The 16,239-nt window shown below is 66.2% G+C and carries 14 protein-coding genes and 1 pseudogene; 5 read left to right on the plus strand and 10 right to left on the minus strand.

Annotated features, from left to right (window positions below; genetic code table 11):
* Positions 1–9 precede the first annotated feature (9 nt).
* The gene (locus QMG52_RS03930) at positions 10–1,638 is read left to right on the plus strand and encodes an HD domain-containing phosphohydrolase (protein ID WP_283559130.1); all 1,629 of its coding nucleotides are present in this window, start codon (positions 10–12) and stop codon (positions 1,636–1,638) included.
* A gap of 67 nt (positions 1,639–1,705) precedes the next feature.
* A complete protein-coding gene (locus QMG52_RS03935; protein ID WP_283559131.1) occupies positions 1,706–2,212 on the plus strand; it encodes an OsmC family protein in 507 nt (168 codons plus the stop codon).
* On the opposite strand, the gene QMG52_RS03940 is transcribed toward QMG52_RS03935, so the two are convergent.
* Positions 2,207–5,113 carry a helix-turn-helix transcriptional regulator gene (locus QMG52_RS03940; RefSeq protein WP_283559132.1) on the minus strand — a complete coding sequence of 969 codons (2,907 nt, stop codon included), beginning with the start codon at positions 5,111–5,113 and terminating at the stop codon, positions 2,207–2,209. The two genes, QMG52_RS03935 and QMG52_RS03940, sit on opposite strands and share 6 nt — an antisense overlap.
* A 145-nt stretch (positions 5,114–5,258) precedes the next feature.
* On the opposite strand from QMG52_RS03940, the gene QMG52_RS03945 reads away from it, so the two are divergent.
* A complete protein-coding gene (locus QMG52_RS03945; RefSeq protein WP_283559239.1) occupies positions 5,259–5,495 on the plus strand; it encodes a hypothetical protein in 237 nt (78 codons plus the stop codon).
* Between the two features lie 190 nt (positions 5,496–5,685).
* On the opposite strand, the pseudogene QMG52_RS03950 reads toward QMG52_RS03945, so the two are convergent.
* Positions 5,686–6,079, minus strand: a pseudogene (locus QMG52_RS03950) (DoxX family protein); the annotation flags it as partial.
* 64 nt (positions 6,080–6,143) lie between these two features.
* Here QMG52_RS03950 and QMG52_RS03955 point away from each other — a divergent pair.
* Entirely contained in the window at positions 6,144–6,533 is a 390-nt protein-coding gene (locus QMG52_RS03955; RefSeq protein WP_283559133.1) for a VOC family protein, read from the plus strand.
* A 78-nt stretch (positions 6,534–6,611) separates the two neighbouring features.
* Here the strand turns inward: QMG52_RS03955 and QMG52_RS03960 are convergent, their stop codons facing one another.
* Genes QMG52_RS03960 through QMG52_RS03970 form a run of 3 tightly spaced genes read right to left on the minus strand, consistent with a single transcriptional unit; the run spans position 6,612 to position 8,548 of the window.
* Positions 6,612–6,923: a protealysin inhibitor emfourin gene (locus QMG52_RS03960; protein WP_283559134.1), complete on the minus strand. Its 312-nt coding sequence runs from the start codon at positions 6,921–6,923 to the stop codon at positions 6,612–6,614.
* On the minus strand, positions 6,920–7,999 hold the full coding sequence (locus QMG52_RS03965; RefSeq protein WP_283559135.1) for a M4 family metallopeptidase: 1,080 nt from the start codon (positions 7,997–7,999) through the stop codon (positions 6,920–6,922). The genes QMG52_RS03960 and QMG52_RS03965 overlap by 4 nt, the downstream gene beginning before the upstream one ends.
* Positions 8,000–8,050: 51 nt before the next feature.
* Complete coding sequence (locus QMG52_RS03970; protein WP_283559136.1) at positions 8,051–8,548, minus strand: LysM peptidoglycan-binding domain-containing protein; 498 nt, start codon at positions 8,546–8,548, stop codon at positions 8,051–8,053.
* Between the two features lie 1,345 nt (positions 8,549–9,893).
* Between QMG52_RS03970 and QMG52_RS03975 the strand changes: the two genes are divergently transcribed.
* On the plus strand, positions 9,894–10,109 hold the full coding sequence (locus QMG52_RS03975; RefSeq protein WP_283559137.1) for a hypothetical protein: 216 nt from the start codon (positions 9,894–9,896) through the stop codon (positions 10,107–10,109).
* 155 nt (positions 10,110–10,264) lie between these two features.
* On the opposite strand, the gene QMG52_RS03980 is transcribed toward QMG52_RS03975, so the two are convergent.
* The 5 genes from QMG52_RS03980 to QMG52_RS04000 all read right to left on the minus strand — a co-directional run bounded on the left by QMG52_RS03980 (position 10,265) and on the right by QMG52_RS04000 (position 16,232).
* The gene (locus tag QMG52_RS03980; RefSeq protein WP_283559138.1) at positions 10,265–10,717 is read right to left on the minus strand and encodes an SRPBCC family protein; all 453 of its coding nucleotides are present in this window, start codon (positions 10,715–10,717) and stop codon (positions 10,265–10,267) included.
* A gap of 152 nt (positions 10,718–10,869) precedes the next feature.
* Entirely contained in the window at positions 10,870–11,073 is a 204-nt protein-coding gene (locus tag QMG52_RS03985; RefSeq protein WP_283559139.1) for a hypothetical protein, read from the minus strand.
* Positions 11,074–11,126: 53 nt separating this feature from the next.
* The gene (locus QMG52_RS03990) at positions 11,127–12,833 is read right to left on the minus strand and encodes a hypothetical protein (protein WP_283559140.1); all 1,707 of its coding nucleotides are present in this window, start codon (positions 12,831–12,833) and stop codon (positions 11,127–11,129) included.
* Positions 12,830–14,182, minus strand: coding sequence for a hypothetical protein (locus QMG52_RS03995; RefSeq protein ID WP_283559141.1), 1,353 nt, complete (start codon positions 14,180–14,182; stop codon positions 12,830–12,832). Before QMG52_RS03995 ends, QMG52_RS03990 begins: the two co-directional genes overlap by 4 nt.
* Entirely contained in the window at positions 14,175–16,232 is a 2,058-nt protein-coding gene (locus tag QMG52_RS04000; protein WP_283559142.1) for an ATP-binding protein, read from the minus strand. The genes QMG52_RS03995 and QMG52_RS04000 overlap by 8 nt, the downstream gene beginning before the upstream one ends.
* Positions 16,233–16,239: the final 7 nt, after the last annotated feature.

The following is a 16,239-nucleotide window of genomic DNA, read 5'->3' on the forward strand; positions in this document are numbered from 1 at the left end:
CTGGGAGCTGTGACGGAACCACCGTTAGGGTCAGGCCGCGAGGACCGGAGCCCCAAGGCCGCTTGGTCTGCGGGATCGGTCCCATGGGACCATGCGGCAGCCCCGCGTCGCTCCGAAATACTGGCGGCGTTGTCCCTGGCCATCGATCTGGGGCTCGGCCAGCCAATGGAGCACATGCTGCGGGCGTCGTTGTTGGGGCTGCGGATCGGTGACCGGGCCGGCGTTGGCGCGGCGGCCCGGGGGAGAATCTACTATGCAAACCTGTTGGCCTGGATCGGCTGCCACGCTGACTCCTTTGAGTTGGCCGCCCTCTTCAGCGACGACATCGGCTTCCGGGCCGACTATTACATGATCGATGCCCACGGGCTGCCGATGTTGTCCCTGATGCTGCGCCGCACGGGTTCGGGCTTGCCGCCCTTGCAGCGCGCCGGACGCAGATCCCGCTTCGCGGTAACGGCGAACACGGCGGTCCGGACGTTGATCCGTTCCCATTGCACCTCGGCCGGCCAGCTGGCCAACAAGGTCGGCTTGGATGAGAGTATGTCCGGGATCCTCAGTAATACCTTCGAACGCTGGGACGGCAGGGGGCTTCCGGCGGGCAGGGCCGGCGTCGAAATCCCGCTGGAGATGCGTATTACGCAGTTGGCGGATACGGCCGAGGTCTTCCTGCGGACCGGCGGCGTGGACGCGGCGGTGGCTACTGTCAGGAAACGCCGCGGTACGCAGTTTGACCCGGAACTGGCAGACCTCTTCTGCGCGCAGGCGCGGGAGCTGACGGCGGACCTGCTGAACATTGATCCGTGGCCGGCGGCACTGGCCGCTGCCCCCGATGACGCGGTGTTGTCCGGACAGGAGCTGGACTCGGTCCTGCGTGCCATCGGTGATTTCGCCGACCTCAAATCCCCCTTTACGGTCGGCCATTCCCGGGCCGTGGCCGCCCTGGCAGCTGACACGGCGCGGGAGTACGGCCTGCAGGCCGGCGAGATCGAAGTTCTCCGCCGTGCGGGCTGGGTTCACGATCTGGGCCGGATGGGTGTTTCCAACGGTGTCTGGGACAAGAAGTCCCCCCTGTCCTATGTGGACCGGGAGCGGCTTCAGATGTACCCGTATTTGAGTGAACGGATTCTCGGACGTGTGCCCGGCATGAGGCGCGTCGCCTATGTGGCCGGGGCGCACCGCGAACGAGTCGATGGCTCCGGCTATCCTCGCGGCCGCGGGGGCACCGACCTCGATTCGAGCCAGCGGATCCTCGCCGCCGCGGATGCCTATCAGACCTATCTGGAACCCCGGCCGCACCGCCCGGCGCTGACGCCGCTGGAGGCAGGAACACGGCTTCGCGCAGAGGCGGCCGCGGGCAGGCTGGAGGGGCAGGCGGCGGACGCCGTCCTTGTTGCCGCAGGGCAGACGGCACGACGACGGCGGCTCTTGCCTTGCGGCCTGACCGACCGCGAGGCGGAGGTACTCAGGCTCCTCTGCCATGGACTGAACAACCGTGAAATCGCTGACACGCTGTACATTGCGCCCAAAACGGCCCGTAACCATGTCGAACATATCTACCTGAAGATCGGCGCGGGAAACCGCGTCGGAGCCGCGCTTTTCGCATTGGATCACGGGCTGTGGGACCGTGCCGCGGGGTAGCATCCAATGGGCTTTCATTGCTGTGCCCGCAGCACGGCAACCGACAGCGTGAGGAGAGATTGAGGTCATGACCATAAATGATTTGCGTACGGTCCAGGAACCCCTCAAGCACCGCTACAGGGCCGACCCGGCTTCGGCGCTGGTGACTCTCCGGGCCGACGGTGATCTCGGCATGGGTGTGAGTTGTTCGGTGCAGACGGGACAGGCTTTGGTGAAAGCAGGCCTGCACCCGGCGACCGGCGGCGACGGCCTGTCGATATGTTCCGGGGACATGCTGCTGCAGGCTCTCGTTGCCTGCGCAGGGGTGACTCTCGGCGCAGTTGCGTCGTCATTGGGCATCGACGTCTCGGGGACGGTGCACGCCGAGGGTGACCTGGATTTCCGCGGCACGCTGGCAGTCGACAAAACGGCGCCGGTCGGTTTCCGTGAGATCAGGCTGCGCTTTGATCTGCTGTCCGATGCCGACGAGGAGAAGATGGCTGCCCTGACGCGTCTGACCGAGCGGTACTGTGTCGTCTTCCAGACACTCGCGGCGCCGCCGGCTCTGTCGGTCTCGCTGAAACGACAGCTATGAACCGTCTGGCCGTTGGGCAGCGAGCCGGGACAGATCCAGGCGGTTGGAGGCGCCGGTTTTTCGCAGCAGATTCGAGATGTGCGAGCTGACGGTCTTCTCGCTGATGACCAGGGCCCGGGCAATCTCGCCGTAGGTGCGGCCGGCGATGACGTATTCAAGGATCTCCCGCTCCCGCGGCGTCAGCCCCGGCAGGTTGTTGGTGGCCTGCGGGGCTCCGGCGGACAACCGCGCGGGAGGAATCCGGGCCCGGGCAGCCAGTTCACTCAGCTGTGCCTGGATCGGTCCGGCCTGCAGTTCGCCGGCGAGTGACATCCCGCGGCGGAGCACGGCTATGGCCGGCCCTCGCTGCCCGTGTCCATGCAGAAGCAATGATTCCGCTGCGCGCCAGCACGCGTAGGCTTCTTCCCAGCGGAGCGACGCCGTCCGGCAGGCGTCGGCCGTATGGACCCAGACGGATCCGTTGTCAGCACTCTGGCGGGCGCGGCCCACCTCTGCGGCGTACAGAAGGTTGAAGGCGGCCATCTGGAGATCGTACAGTTCGGTGCAACCGCCGGAGTCCCGGAGCGCAGCCGGGAACTGTTCCACCAAATCGTCGACGCTAGCCATGAGCACAGAGGTGGGATTGCCGGCATCTTTGGCCAGCTGGACCTGGTCCGCGACGGAACGCGCCGCGAGCGGCAGCAGCCATTCGCACATGGTGACGGACAGGCCGGCGGAGGTAGCCCCCGCCATCGCCGATTCATAAGCCGCCACCGGGTCGCCGGCAGCAAGGTAGACCTCGGCGCGGATGGCGTCGAAATCGAGGTTAAGGAACCGGGAATTTTGTGCATACAACTCCTCAGCGCGCGCGAGGTGCGCTTCCGCCTCGGGCTGCCGGCCTTGCCACGCGGCGAGACGGGCCGCAGTCAGCCGCGCGCCGACGTCGCCCATTGTCCCTGGATCGGAGCCCAGCGCTACCCGAAGCGCCTGCAGACACTCCCGCCAACGGCCGATGACAAGGTAACAGCCCGCCTCATCGGCTGCCAGTTTCGCGATATACCCGTGCGGCGCTCCGAGGGCCGCGAGTTGCTGCCTGCCCGCGCGCAACTCACTGGCATACAGCTCGCTCGCCCATGTTTCGCGGGCATTTGCGCGCCACATAGTGGCGTGGACGAAGGCCCAGTAATCGCGGGCCTGAACCGCCGCCGCCAGCGCCTCCGTGGCGAGGACCCGGCCCTCCTCCGCGCGCTGGCCGATGACCGCGGCCATGGCGTTCGCGGACAATGCATAGGACAGCGCCCGCGCGTTACCGGCCGCCCGGGCCAGGCTGAGCGCATGCACGGCATGGCTTTCCGCCTCGGAATCGTTCTGCCATAGGCCGGCGTGGGCGAGTTCAGCGAGCGCGAGCGCGTGCTGCCAGCTTTCGGGTTCGACGGCGGAGAGCCGGACTGCCTCACGCAGATCACCGGCCGCCATGAATGAACGTCCGGTGGAAAAGCGCAGGAGCACGCGCCGCACGAGCAGTTCCGCTGCCGCCAGGGGCTGTTCAGCATCGTCGAGTCCGGAGAGCAAGGCCTCGACTGCTTCCAATTCTTCCTCATGCGACCCGGTCTCTTCGGCCGCAGTCCGCAGCCTGGACCGCAAGTCCTCCGGGTTCTCAGCCGCAGCCGGCAGACTGCCGCGCAACTCCACGGCCCGCCGAAGCAAACGCAGCATCTCGGTTGCCCCGCCCACCGCACCTGCGGACGCGGACGCTTCCAGTGCCCACCGGTAGGCCTGGCCCGTCTGACCGGCGTAGTGGTGGTGGTCCGCTACCGCCACCATCGACTCGAAATCCGCTGCCGGCCCGTCCGCCAGCTGCTGCTCGTAGTGGTCGGCAAAGGCCGCATGCCAGCGCTGCCGCTCGTCCCGGAGTAATCCTTGTTCGAGGGCCTCAGCGATCAGCGGATGGTGAAACCAGTAGATTCCTTCCGGAGAGATGTCCACGATGCCGGCATCGACTGCCTCGCGCAGCAAGGTCGGGACGCCGGAGGGCGTCCTGAAGTGCGGAGCGACGGCGTCAAGGTCCTGCGCGCGGATTGGCCTTCCCCCGACCGCCATGATCTGCGTGAGCTCACGTGTTTCCGGGGACAGCCCGCGCCACGGCCGCAGCGCGGCGGCCTTCAAATCCGGCGGAAGCTTCGGAGGCAAGTGGCGTGCATTCGACGGAAGACCCGCAACGACAAGGCGATTGAGGTATGCATTGCCTGCCGTGTGGGTGAAGACGTCGTGCACGAGGGACCGGTGCGGGGGAGCGCCGAGCAGACCTGCGATCTGGGCCTCGGTGTCCAGCCGGTCCAGCGGGCCGAGCGTTAGCCAGGCGATCCGGGGCAGGCGCCGGATGTCGGCGAGCCAGCGCTGCAGCGGGTGGCCTTCGCCGACCTCGCCGCTGCGCAGGGTGGCGATGACTGCCAGGCGTCGGTCGGCCGGCCCGGCAATGAGGTACATCAGCACATCCAGGGTGCTTTGGTCCGCCCACTGCAGGTCGTCGATCACCAGCACCACCGGACGAAGCATGCAGAGCTCGTCGAGCCAGCCGTCAATCATGACCGGAACATCGTAGGGACCGTCGGCTGATGCCCGCAGTGCGGGATGCGCGATGCCCTCGATCCGGGGTGCGCCGCGGAAAACCGACCGCAGCCCCAGAAACGGGACCGTCATCGAAACCAAGGGCAGGCACGCACCGGCGAAGGTCCGGACCGCAGTTCCGGCGGCCGCGCAGGCGTGCTGCACGAGGGCGGTTTTCCCGACGCCGGCATCGCCGGAGACGACGAGGGTGCCGGCGGCGCCGGCAGCGGCGCGGTCCAGGAACGCGCCTATTGCACCCAGCTCCGCCGCCCTCCCAACGAGATCCGGGCCCTTCGCGTCTACGTGTTCGGTCACGTCACAAGTTTCGCACCGCTACAGCCGCGCCGCTCGGAACCTGAGGGTTTTCGGCGAATTTCTGAGGAGGAATTCCCGATGCCCCGGTGCCGGCACCGGGAGGAACGTAGAGATATCAGGACCACATCGAATGGAAGGCACGATCATGTATGTTTCACATCAAGCGCCACGCTGGACCGGACTTGCCCTGTCCCTCCTGGTGTTTGCCGCCGTCGTACCGGCCCCGGCATCCGCTCAGCTGGACCCCGGCACACCGGCCGGACCGGCGCCGGCGCTGGTTGGCCCGAATTGCCCGCTGACGAGGATCGGTACCCAACTGGTGCGTTGCGGTGATCTTACCGGGGCCGGGGTCGCTGCGGCTATCTGGATACCGGAGAGCTGAACCACCCGGCGCAGCGAGGGCGGACCCTCCCTCAAAGAGAAGAGCCGCCCTCAGCTGCACCGAACATCTGCGCCGCAGGACCGGCACGATTATGCGAGCGCTGAGTTTCCGGCTCCTGCTGGCGAACAGGGCATGGTCAGCGGAGAAACGCACGGCGCCCAGCGATGCAGTTGTCCCAGCGATGCAATTGTCCCAGCAATGCAATTGTCAGTGCTGTGACGCCGAACAGCAGGACGAGCTCAAAGCCGCCGGTGGCCGCAAAGACGCCGGATCCGGCGTGCACCAACACCAGTGCACCGATCATGTCCAGGGGGAGCAGGACCGCGATCAGACGGGCCAGCAGGCCGATGACCAGTGCGAAGCCGCCAACCAACTTCAGGGTGGCAATCACGGGGGCGGTGAGGTCCGCCGCGGGAACGCCCATCTGGCCGAAGACGTCTGGTGCCGGCAGTGGTCCATTCGCTGAATTTCTGCCAGCCGTGGGCAGCGAAACGAAAGCCGACGACGACGCGGGGGATGGTTCGGGCGGCAGTGGTTACTGCGGGGGTAGCCCCTTTGCCCGCTGTTGCATTTGGCTGTCCCACGATTCCTTTTTGTTGCGGGCAAACGTATAATTATGGTTCCTTTCCTCCTACGGCGGTGGCTGCAATGTCCCTTTCATCAAGCCCGGCAACAACCATCCTTCCGATCGCGGACGGGGACCGCGCCCGGAAATATTACGAGGAATCCCTCGGTCTGGAGTTTCGCGGGAAAGCCGCCGATGGGAACCTGATTTTCGGACTGGAAGGATCCGCAACGTTGGCACTTCTGGAAGATCCTGCCGCGAAGCCTTCCGGGCACACGGCTATCAGCTTCGAGGTCCAAGACATTACCGCCGCAATCCGTGACCTGGGCACGCGCGGAGTGGCGTTCGAGGACTACGATCTGCCGGGTCTGAAAACCACCGATCACGTTTGTGTTCTCGGATCGGAAAAGGCGGCCTGGTTCAGTGATCCGGACGGCAACATTCTCTGCCTGCATGAAAATCTGTCGGCCTAAGAAGCTGGCGGCAGCATGGTCTGCAGATATTCCTGCTGGCGCGGCCGTCAGGGTTACACGTCGAACCCGTTGACGTATCTACCGTTCGATTGATTCAACGCGTTCCGGGCGTCCGTCGACCCAAGCCAAGAGCCGGCGTACATCCTCGGGCAAGGACTCGTCGGTGTAATGGACGCTGAAGGGTTGGCCGGCCTCCTCCAAGGAAATTTCGTAGAGTTGGGAATCCGGACGTTGACGGGTGGTGGGGGGATCGTTCAGCTCCCGCATTCCCGCATGGCTGATCTCGCCCGCGAAGGCCTCCGCAGCGGCGGGCGGCAACGCGTCCGCATCAAGCTCGGTCCGTGCTGTAATACCGGCGATGCCGCCTCCCCGTCGGACTGTCAGTTTCATGAAAGGACCCCGACCTCCTGCCAGGCATTCCTGACAGCGGCTTGCTCCGTAGCACTGAACAGACTGCCCGCGACGTCGACGGTGGCTTGTGCAGCCTCGTTGAATTGTGTATTGGGCCGCAGTCGGGTGGTGAGCGCCGTGTACCAGATTTTTCCCGCTTTCTCCCAGGCGGAACCGCCAAGCGCCGTGGCCGCCAGGTAGAAGGCGTGGTTGGGGATCCCCGAGTTGATATGTACCCCACCATTGTCGTTCCGCGGGTCATTGTCATCCGGCAGGTCCACGTAGTCGTCCATGTGCCCGGGCTGCCGGTCGCCTGAATAGGCCGTGCCCGGATGGCTCATCGATCGGAGTGCCTTGCCGAGCTGGGGGACCAGGATCCCCTCCCCGATCAGCCAGTCGGCATTGGCTGCGGCCTGCTTCAAACTGTACTGCTTGACGAGCGAGCCGAAGACGTCCGAAAAAGACTCGTTAAGCGCCCCGGACTGCTTACTGTAGACGAGCCCGGCGGTGAGTTCCGTGACTCCATGGGTCAGTTCGTGGGCGATGACATCCAAAGCACGGGTCAGGCCGCCGACCTGGAAGATCCGGCCGCTCCCGTCACCATAGACCATCTGGCCGCCATCCCAGAACGCGTTGTCGAAAGCAACCCCGTAGTGGACGGAGGACACGAGCTCCATCCCGGCTCCGTCCAGGGAATTGCGTTGCAGGACATCGCGGTAGAACTCATAGGTTGCCGAACTGCCATCGTAGGCCTGATTCACCGCCTGGTCCTTGACAGGCGGCTGCCCCCAATCCCGTACCCGGACACCCGGGAGAAACGACCTGCCGTTCTTCTGGTTGTCGTAAACGGTCAGCCGGCGGTCCGGCGTGATGCTGAAGCCGATCATCTGCCCGATGTTCAGGTTGAGCTGGCGGTTGAGCCGGCCCATCACCGCCCGCTGCGAGCGGATGGCCGCAGAAGTGGCCAAGGCGCGGACAGCGGCCTCCCGCTGGGTCGCGTCCCCCTCGATCGCCAGCCGAGCCAGCAGATCCGGTGGAGCAATACTGCAGCATGGGCGGCACAGATTTCTTAACATGAGGTTCCCCTTCCACGGGTGTTAGGAATTATGATGCGCTGAAGTCCGCTTTCAGGCGAGCAGCGGGATCCGGAAAACCTGCCCGGGAAAGATCAGGTCTGGGTTGGTGATGCGGTCCCGATTTGCCTCGAAGATGTCGTCGGCCGTGGTGTTCTGGCCCTCCTGCTGGGCGATCTTAGTCAGGTTGTCGCCGCTCTTGACTTCATACAGCTTGAAGCCCTGCAGAGAGGTGAACAGCGTGACCGGGATGATATTCAGGTCAGGTCCGGGCGGGTGGATGCCGGATGGGTCGTCGCCGAAAACCAGCAGTGTCACATGTGTGCCCCGGGCGGGGGTATTTCCCAGCGCGACCGTGTTGCCGAAGTCGTGGATGACGCCCATGGAACCGGCGCCCTGGATGTTGCCGTTGCCGAGCGGCTGTCCGTTGTCGTCGAGGACGCGCCAGAGGACCACCGCCTCAAAACCAGTGCCGAAGCCGGCGATTACGAATTCCTGCCCGATCAGGTCATTCTGACGCGGCTGACGGACTTCAATTAATCTTGGTGCCATCGTGGGCCCCCTCCGGTTGGTCAACTCAGGATGCTCCTGTTCCGTGCGCGAGGCAAGGGGCGGGGCCACAGTCGTGCATTCTTAAACTGTCATGGGCATTCTTGGGCTGCCGCGTGGGATGGCATCACCTTGGTTGGAGGTCGCGTCGGTGGCCGACATTGACCTCGAGACCGTCGGGGTCCGGTTATCCATAGGGTTGTCCCTGGGGAACGGTATGGTGGGGAGCACCTTTTCCACGGTCGTAGTTTCAACCCGAGGTGTCAATGCGAGAGCCCATGGAGGTGCTCCACGTCCGCTGCAGCCGGACGCCGCTATTCGCGCACGGCGACGGTACTGCACGGCAGCGGTGGCAGGCGGCGCCGCCTATGTTGGCGTCGACATCGTGCTTCAACGGCTGCCGCCGCGCTACAGTAAGATCCGTGAGGCGGAAAGCAATCTGGCGGCAGGTCCGTTCGGCTGGACCATGAATCTGAATTGCCTTGGCCGCGCCGCCACGACTCTTTGCGTGGTGCGTGCCGAACTAGGGACCGGCCCCACTTCCGGACTGAGGCGCGGTCCTACTGGGGATAGGCGGACTATGCTCAGGGGTCCCGGCCTTCTTCCCTTCCGACATCCAGACCCCTGATATCCCGCCCCGCCGGGACTCACCCAGCCGATTCCGGAGCCGGCCCGGGAACCGGTGGCTTGGGCATATCGGTGGTGACCCGCGGCGGCAGCGTGCATCTGGTGGTGGCGGGGGTTGGCTTTCTGGCTGCCCTGGCGGGCATGACCGTGCTGACGGCATGGCTCCGGCGCCGCCCGAGGTTGCGGCGGATTTCTCGAGCGGGCAGCCTATTTCCCGAGCGGGCAGCCGATTCGCCGGGCTCACAGCTCCTGGCGTGGTCTCACTGGTTTCACCGGCCGCTTCCTCCCGGCATTTCTCGGACGTCTGGAGCGGACTGCGCTTGCCGGAATTCTGGGTTGGGCGTTCGCGGTGTCCGCAGGCATCCGGTCGCTGAAGACCGACGGCTGACGACCCCTCCCGAACCGCGCAGCAGCCGCTCCGCTGGTTGGTCATCGCGGGACTGGCATCAGTCCCTTGGGCTCGTGACGTCGTCATAACGCACCAGTTTCAGACCCATGAATCCGGTCGCCCCGCCTGTGCGCCGATGGATCCGGACGGCGAAGATGACTTCTACTGCCAACCCTCCCGGGACGAGTTGAAGGTGACCGCTGACAACCGACGGCCGCGCCCCGTTCAATTATTCGTTGCGGTGAGGCCAACGAGGAAGCCATGAACCCCTTCTGACGCCAAAAACCCCCAGAAAACCCTTTCCTCATCTTCCGGACTATGGGATCATGCTGCATGAGCAAAGAACAGCATCCACGCCGGACGGCTTCTGGGGAGCGGGCGGGCACGGAGCAGCGCTCGTTATCCACGCAGGAATTGCGGGCCGTGGCGCAGCGGCGCCATGACGCCGAGGAAAAGCTCGAGCGCCACCTGCAGGAGGCTGAAGAGAAGGCGGACGAGTCAAACGACGGCGGCGGCACGGCTCAAGCCGATCGGGCCGCCGACAGCTGACCGCCGGATCCGTGCCGCTTGGCAGCTGTGGCGTTTGTCTGAACTTGCGCCGCTGCGCCCCGATGGGCCAGGGGCCACTGCGTACCGTCGCCCTGGCAAAGCGGCGGTGCGGATTCAGACGGTGACCGCCCGAACCCACTATGACTGGCTGGGCATTATGCCCCGGGATGTTCCGTCAGCAGTTCCGCCAGCGATTCCAGATTTGCCCGGACGGTCCGTGCCTGGGCCCGCTGCACAAAGGGGTCTGCCAGCCGACCGAAGACGCCACCCAGGCCCGACGCCGCGTCGATGCGGTAGGTGAACCGGGTACCGCCCTCCACCGCCTCAAAGGAGTTGGTGACCGTGAAGGAGAGTTTACCTTCAACGGACCGGTTGACGACCCGACGGGGCGCTTCGAATTCGGTCACTTCGGTAGTCCACTCAAAGGAGCGGCCCATGATCTTGCTGGTGCCGCTGGAACGAACCCCCATGCCCATCGGGTCGCTCCCGATCTGCGTCGCTTGAGCGACGGAGGAGTCCCACACGGGGATGTTTTTGGTTGCAGCAATATAGTCGAAGACCTCCTGCTGCGGCCGGGCGATGAATACGCTCTCTTCGATCACAGGCATGGGAACTCCTTGGGAACGCCTGCCGCTGGCTCGGCTCGGCCGGTGGCCAGGTACGGCGCCATTATGTTCCCGAGCCTGCGGATTGTCAATTCCCGGGTGCCCGGGCGCCCCCGTTACCCGCCGAAATGTCCGGCCGGTACGTGCCGGTCAACTCACTGTCCGACGTGCCTGTCAGCGGGCTTTCCCTCCGTCGGGTCGGTTCCCCGAAAGGAATACAGGAACTGCGTAATGGCCGCCAGAGCGTCGTCCGGTTCCGTGAAGTACCGTGGCCGCTCCTCGAACGCGGAGTGAAGGCTGCGGTCGATGTCCCGCCGGGCAGAGACGGCAATGAGCAGGTTCTCTGATTGCGTTTCCACCCGGACGATGCACACCCCCGTTTTCAAGGGTGGTCCCTGACCGTACACTGCGGTCAACGCCTAGGTTCGACGGCGATGATGATCGCCTCCCGCTGGCCTGCGGCTGGTGAAAAGCTGAATACCGGGGCCATCAGGCCGGAATCGAGGGAGGCCGCCAGCATGGACGCCCGCACGGCGATGAGCGGGAGCCGGCTTTCGGGGGCAAGGCCGACCAGATAGACGTCGCAGCCCCGCATTTCCAGTCCCTCGTTCTTCAGGAAGTCTGTAAAGGCCACTGCCACCTTGTAACTGTTGCCGGGATAGGACCAGTCCGACGGCGGGTACAACAGTTCCGCCGCTTGGTTGCCTTCGATCTTCGGCTGGTCACCGTAAATCTTCTGCAGTTCATCTGCACCACCCTCGAACGTCCGAAAGTAGACGTCCACGGGTTCGGCGGCCGGCGGTGTTTCCTTGATCTCGCAGCAACTCCGGTGCACGAACGCGACCCAGCCGTAGGCCGGCCCATCTGCCGGCCCGGGGATGAGGATATCGACCTCCGGCTGGTGTTTGGCTTCCGTCAGCGGGATCCGGTCGCGGTGCTGGGATTCTTCGACGGACAGGGTCACGTAGTCGGCGCTGCAGGAAAGGAACCGATAGTCCAGCCGGTTACCCAACAACAGCCGGACGGCGGACTCGACGTTGGCAGCCGCCTTGGGGATGGGCAGGTAGCCGGCCGGCGGAAGCTCTTCGAAGCCCATGGCGCGCAGGGATTTGCCGGTCTTGACCGGGGTCAGCGGGAGGGCCTTGGCGGCCTTGGCCACCTTTTCCAGGAAGTCCTTTCCGAGGGCCGCCTCCTGGGCACGGGTCAGCTTGAGGCGCAGGGAAAGTTCCCTCAGTGGTTCAAACGATGTGAAGGCTTCGGCATCGAAGTCCAACTGGGCCAGCTCGGACGCGTGGGCGGTCAGCTGCGCCTGGAACTGCAGGACCTGGGCCATAAAGGTGCTCCACGGCCGCATCGACAGTCGGTTTTGCCAGACGTTTTTGGCCGGCGGACCATCGACGTCCCGCCGGGCGGTCCAGACATCCAGGACCCATTTGCCGTCCACCGCCAGCAAGGCCGCGATCGGCACATGAGCTGCCTTCGCCGCAGGCGCCCCGGCGTTCCAGTTCCAGCCGGTGACCGGGATTACCGGCTGTTCACCGTCCGGCTGGAGCCAGGGGTGGCCGTTTCTGCGCTCCTGGTCGAAATACAGGGATGCCAGCCGGTTGCGCCGCAGGGCCGAGCCGGCCGTACTGAGGCCTTCGATGCTGCGCGCCACCAGTTCAACGGTGATGCCCTCGCCGATCCATGGCTGAATCGTGGAACCGGAACCGGAGCAGCCGTCCCCGCAGACCTCACCGTAGACCTTCTCGTGCCCGGAAGGCCACTCGGCGGGCCCCACCTCCACCACCAGGAAACCGTTCCCGCTGCTGTCCAGGGCCGGGGGGTCCTTCAGTTGCAGCACCGCCTCGGTGTTCGAGCGCAGCGGCCGGCCCTGCGGGTCGCTCGCCAGGCCCGGTCCCACCCGCAGATTGTCTCCGTCCAAGGTGGCGGTGTACCCGTAGACCACGCCGCTGCCCGCACCGGTTCCAATCGCGCGGACCAGCTCGCGGGCGTAGTCCTGAATGGCGTCGAGGTGCTCACCGCGCAGGAACAGCCCGTCCACCGGGTTCAGCCGGGTGATGTCCCCGGGGACGGTGGGCCCGGGCGTGCTGCCGGGTTCGTCAACCATGCCAGTCATGAGCCGGCCCTCCTGTTAGCCAGTGGATTGCGAAGGGTCAGCACGGCGTCGTGCCCGTTCTCCGCCGTGCCGGGCGGATCGCCCGCCCTGCCGGCCAGGGGCACCCGCGGATCGTCTCCATAGACGGGGGTGGGGCCGGTACCGCGGACAATTAACCGGACCAGATCGTTGATCGGCCGGTCTGCCAGCTCAACGATGACGCGGCGTTCCTTCGGCTCATATCGGACGCTGTCAATGTCCTCCTCAACCCAGCCGCGTTCGGACAGCGAGGTGATGACGATGGCCCGGCGCAACGATGCGGGGAGGACGTCGGCGGTGACAGCGAAGCTCAGGCGGCGTCCCTGCCCCTGCTCATTGTCCCTCAGCTCGGCGTCGCCGGTGACGCGTGGGCCGCCGCCGTCGACGGCCGCGGTGCCGCCGATCAGCGCCGGGGCCAGTCCGCACACGAGTTCCTGGATGGCGTTGGAGGGCAGCAGCACGTTGCGCACGGACGTGTCCGGAACGTCCACGGTGATATCAGCTGTGCCGCCGGTGTCGCGGATGTTAACGACGACGGCGGCCAGCACCACGCCTGCTTCGTCCACCTCCGCGGGGAAAAGGGTGGGATAGCTGTCACCGGCCTTCCGTGCCGGCTCCAGTTCGATTTCATCCTGGGCCGCCAGCCGGCGAAACTCGCGCAGTAACGCCCCGGCGCGTTCCTCCGGCGGCACGGCCGCGGCCCGCTTCCGGGCGGCGAGCGCCTCACGTCCGGCGTCGTCGTCATGCTTCACCGGATCCAGGCCAAGCAGCACCCGGACCCGATGGTAACCGTCCGCCGCCGCGGGACCTGGCTTGGTGCGCAGGCTGTAGGTCACTTGTTCGTTGATCCGGGAAAACTCGTCGTGTTTGCGGGTGACATCGCACGGGTCCGCCAATACCGGGACGGCGGATGAAGGACAGGCATCGAAGGACGCGACCAAATAGGCATCGATGATCTCCGTCGAGCAGTCTTCGGGATCCTTCAACCCGGCCCTGTCGAGCAGCAGGCGGACGTCCAAGGTGGCGGTGCACCCTTGGTACAGCTCGCGGCCGGCGCCGTCCACGGCCAGCCCGGGAAGGATCTTCAGGTTCCGGGTGCCGTCCCGCCGGACGTCGAGGCCCTGGACCACGCCGGTCCCGTGCAGCCAGGCCTGGTGCAGCATCAGCTTGCCGCGGGGGTTGGCCATCAGGGCATGGAAGTCGTCTTCGCCCAGCAGCATTCCGTATGCAACGCGCAGGGCAACGAAGGGATTGGCCGCAAGCTCCGCTCCCGCGCAGGAATCGCAGCCACAGGTGGAGCCGTCGGTCCGGGTGGACTCTGTCTTAATCATTTCGTCTCCTCGGAGGTTCGCCGGGAAAGCGAAGCGCCGCCTTCGCGTATTCCCGCTTCATGGCAGCCACCAGATGCTCCTGGCTGATCGGATGGGCCCGGGCGGCCGCCACGTATGCGGCGGCGATGGCCGCGTTGCGGATCCAGCCCCCGGGCACCGGGTAAAGCCGGGCGAGGGCCAGTAGGTCGATGTCCCCATTCATCGCAGCCGTGGGCAGATGCCGGGCCCACAGGTCCGCGCGGCCGTCCGCGTCCGGGACCGGGAATTCCACCACAAAGTCCATCCGGCGGATGAAGGCCGCATCAATATTGGAGCGCAGGTTAGTGGTGAGGATGACCAGCCCGTCAAAACTGTCCAGGCGCTGCAGCAGATACGCGGTCTCCAGATTGGCGTACCGGTCATTGGCGTCCGAGATCTCGGTGCGCGTGCCGAAGAGCGCGTCCGCCTCATCGAGCAGCAGTACCGCCTGTGTCCGCTCCGCGGCGTCAAAGGCGGCGGCGAGATTCTTTTCGGTTTCGCCGAGCCATTTGGACACCAGCCGGGAAACGTCCACGAGCAGCAGATCCGTGACGGCGGCAGTGGCCACGGCGTGGGCCGCGAGGGACTTTCCGGTGCCCGGCGGTCCCGTGAACAGCATCCGCGTTCCGCGTGTGGCATGTGCCCGGTCCCGCAGCTCCCAGTCATCGAGCACCACGGATTGATAATCCAGCCGTGAGACGGCATCACGGAGCTGCCACGCCCCTTCCGCGGGCAGCACCAGATGATTCCACGGCACCGTGGGGCTGAGCAGCTGCACCCCCGGCGGCAGAGTGAGGCCAGCCCGCGCACGGATAAGGGCGGTGACGTCCGCCAACCCGGGTTCCCCGCCTTGGGCAAGGATGTCGACGGCGAGTTCGGCGATCAGCGCCGGGTCCAGCGGATGCCGGGCGGCGACGCCGGCGGCCTGGCTGGACAGATGCGGCATGGCGGCAGCCCAGGCCGCCCGCTGGTCGGGGACGCCCACCGGAGCGGCGTCCAGCGCCACCACCGGACGGGTGCCGGCGGCACGAACCGTGGTGCTGACGGAACAGATCAGCACAGGCCCGGGAATGTCCCCGACGGCCAGCAGGTCCTGGTCAGGTTGTTCGACGGCCGCGAGAACCAACAGAGGTACCGCACCGCGCAGGGCAGCATGCACGGCCAGCAGGGCGATGCCCGTGGTGTCTCCCGGTCGGACCCTCGCAGCGACAATCGGTCGGCCCGCGGCGCCGGCGACGGCGAGACAGCGGCTGATCGCTATGCTTTCATTGCCTCCGGCCACCAGGATGCTGCACACGGTGTCCCTCTCCAGCGCAGTCACGGCGCGGCGGGCACCACTGCCGACCAGCCAGCCCTCCAGCCCGGGCGGTACAGTGCCCGTGCTGACGCGCGGCAGACGTTCAGGCCAGGCATCGTGGCCGTGCAGGGCCTCCCAAAGACCATCGGCGGCCATGAGTGAGCGTTCAAAGAGGGTACCGCTGCCGGTCAGCCGGAGCAGCCCATGGCGGACAGCCTTCCCGCTGGCGAGCAGTCTGCGCAGCGCTGGCCGGGCATCCACAGCATCGGCGGCAACCAAGGTGTTGTTCAGGATGAGGGCCGCCAGTCCAGCGGTGGGATGGGGTTCACTTTGCGGGTGCAGGCCGCGGAAGGTTGCAGCAATGCCTTCGTGTTCCTCCGGCAAGCCCGCCAGGAGCAGCAGGTCCACCTCCGGCGGCGTGAGCGCGAACCGTGCAGCGAGAGCATCGAGTGGGGCATCCACCGGGTCCTGCCGCGCCGAGGTGCCGTCCGCCCAGCTGCGGAAGAAATCCGCCGCCTCGGCAGCGCCGGAGCCCGCGCTGCCATGCAGCTCCAGCACGGCAGCGACCTCCCGCGCGATCCGTGCGGTGCGTGCGGTCAGATCCGCACTGACAGCCGTCCATGGTGCCACGGCGGCTGGTGCCACGGCGGCTGGTGCCACGGCGGCTGGTGCCACGGCGGCTGGTGCCACGGCGGCTGGTGCCACGGCGGCTGGTGCCACGGCGGCTGGTGCCACGGTCAGC

It is taken from the genome of Paenarthrobacter sp. PH39-S1 (assembly GCF_030063245.1).
Classification (GTDB): domain Bacteria; phylum Actinomycetota; class Actinomycetes; order Actinomycetales; family Micrococcaceae; genus Arthrobacter_M.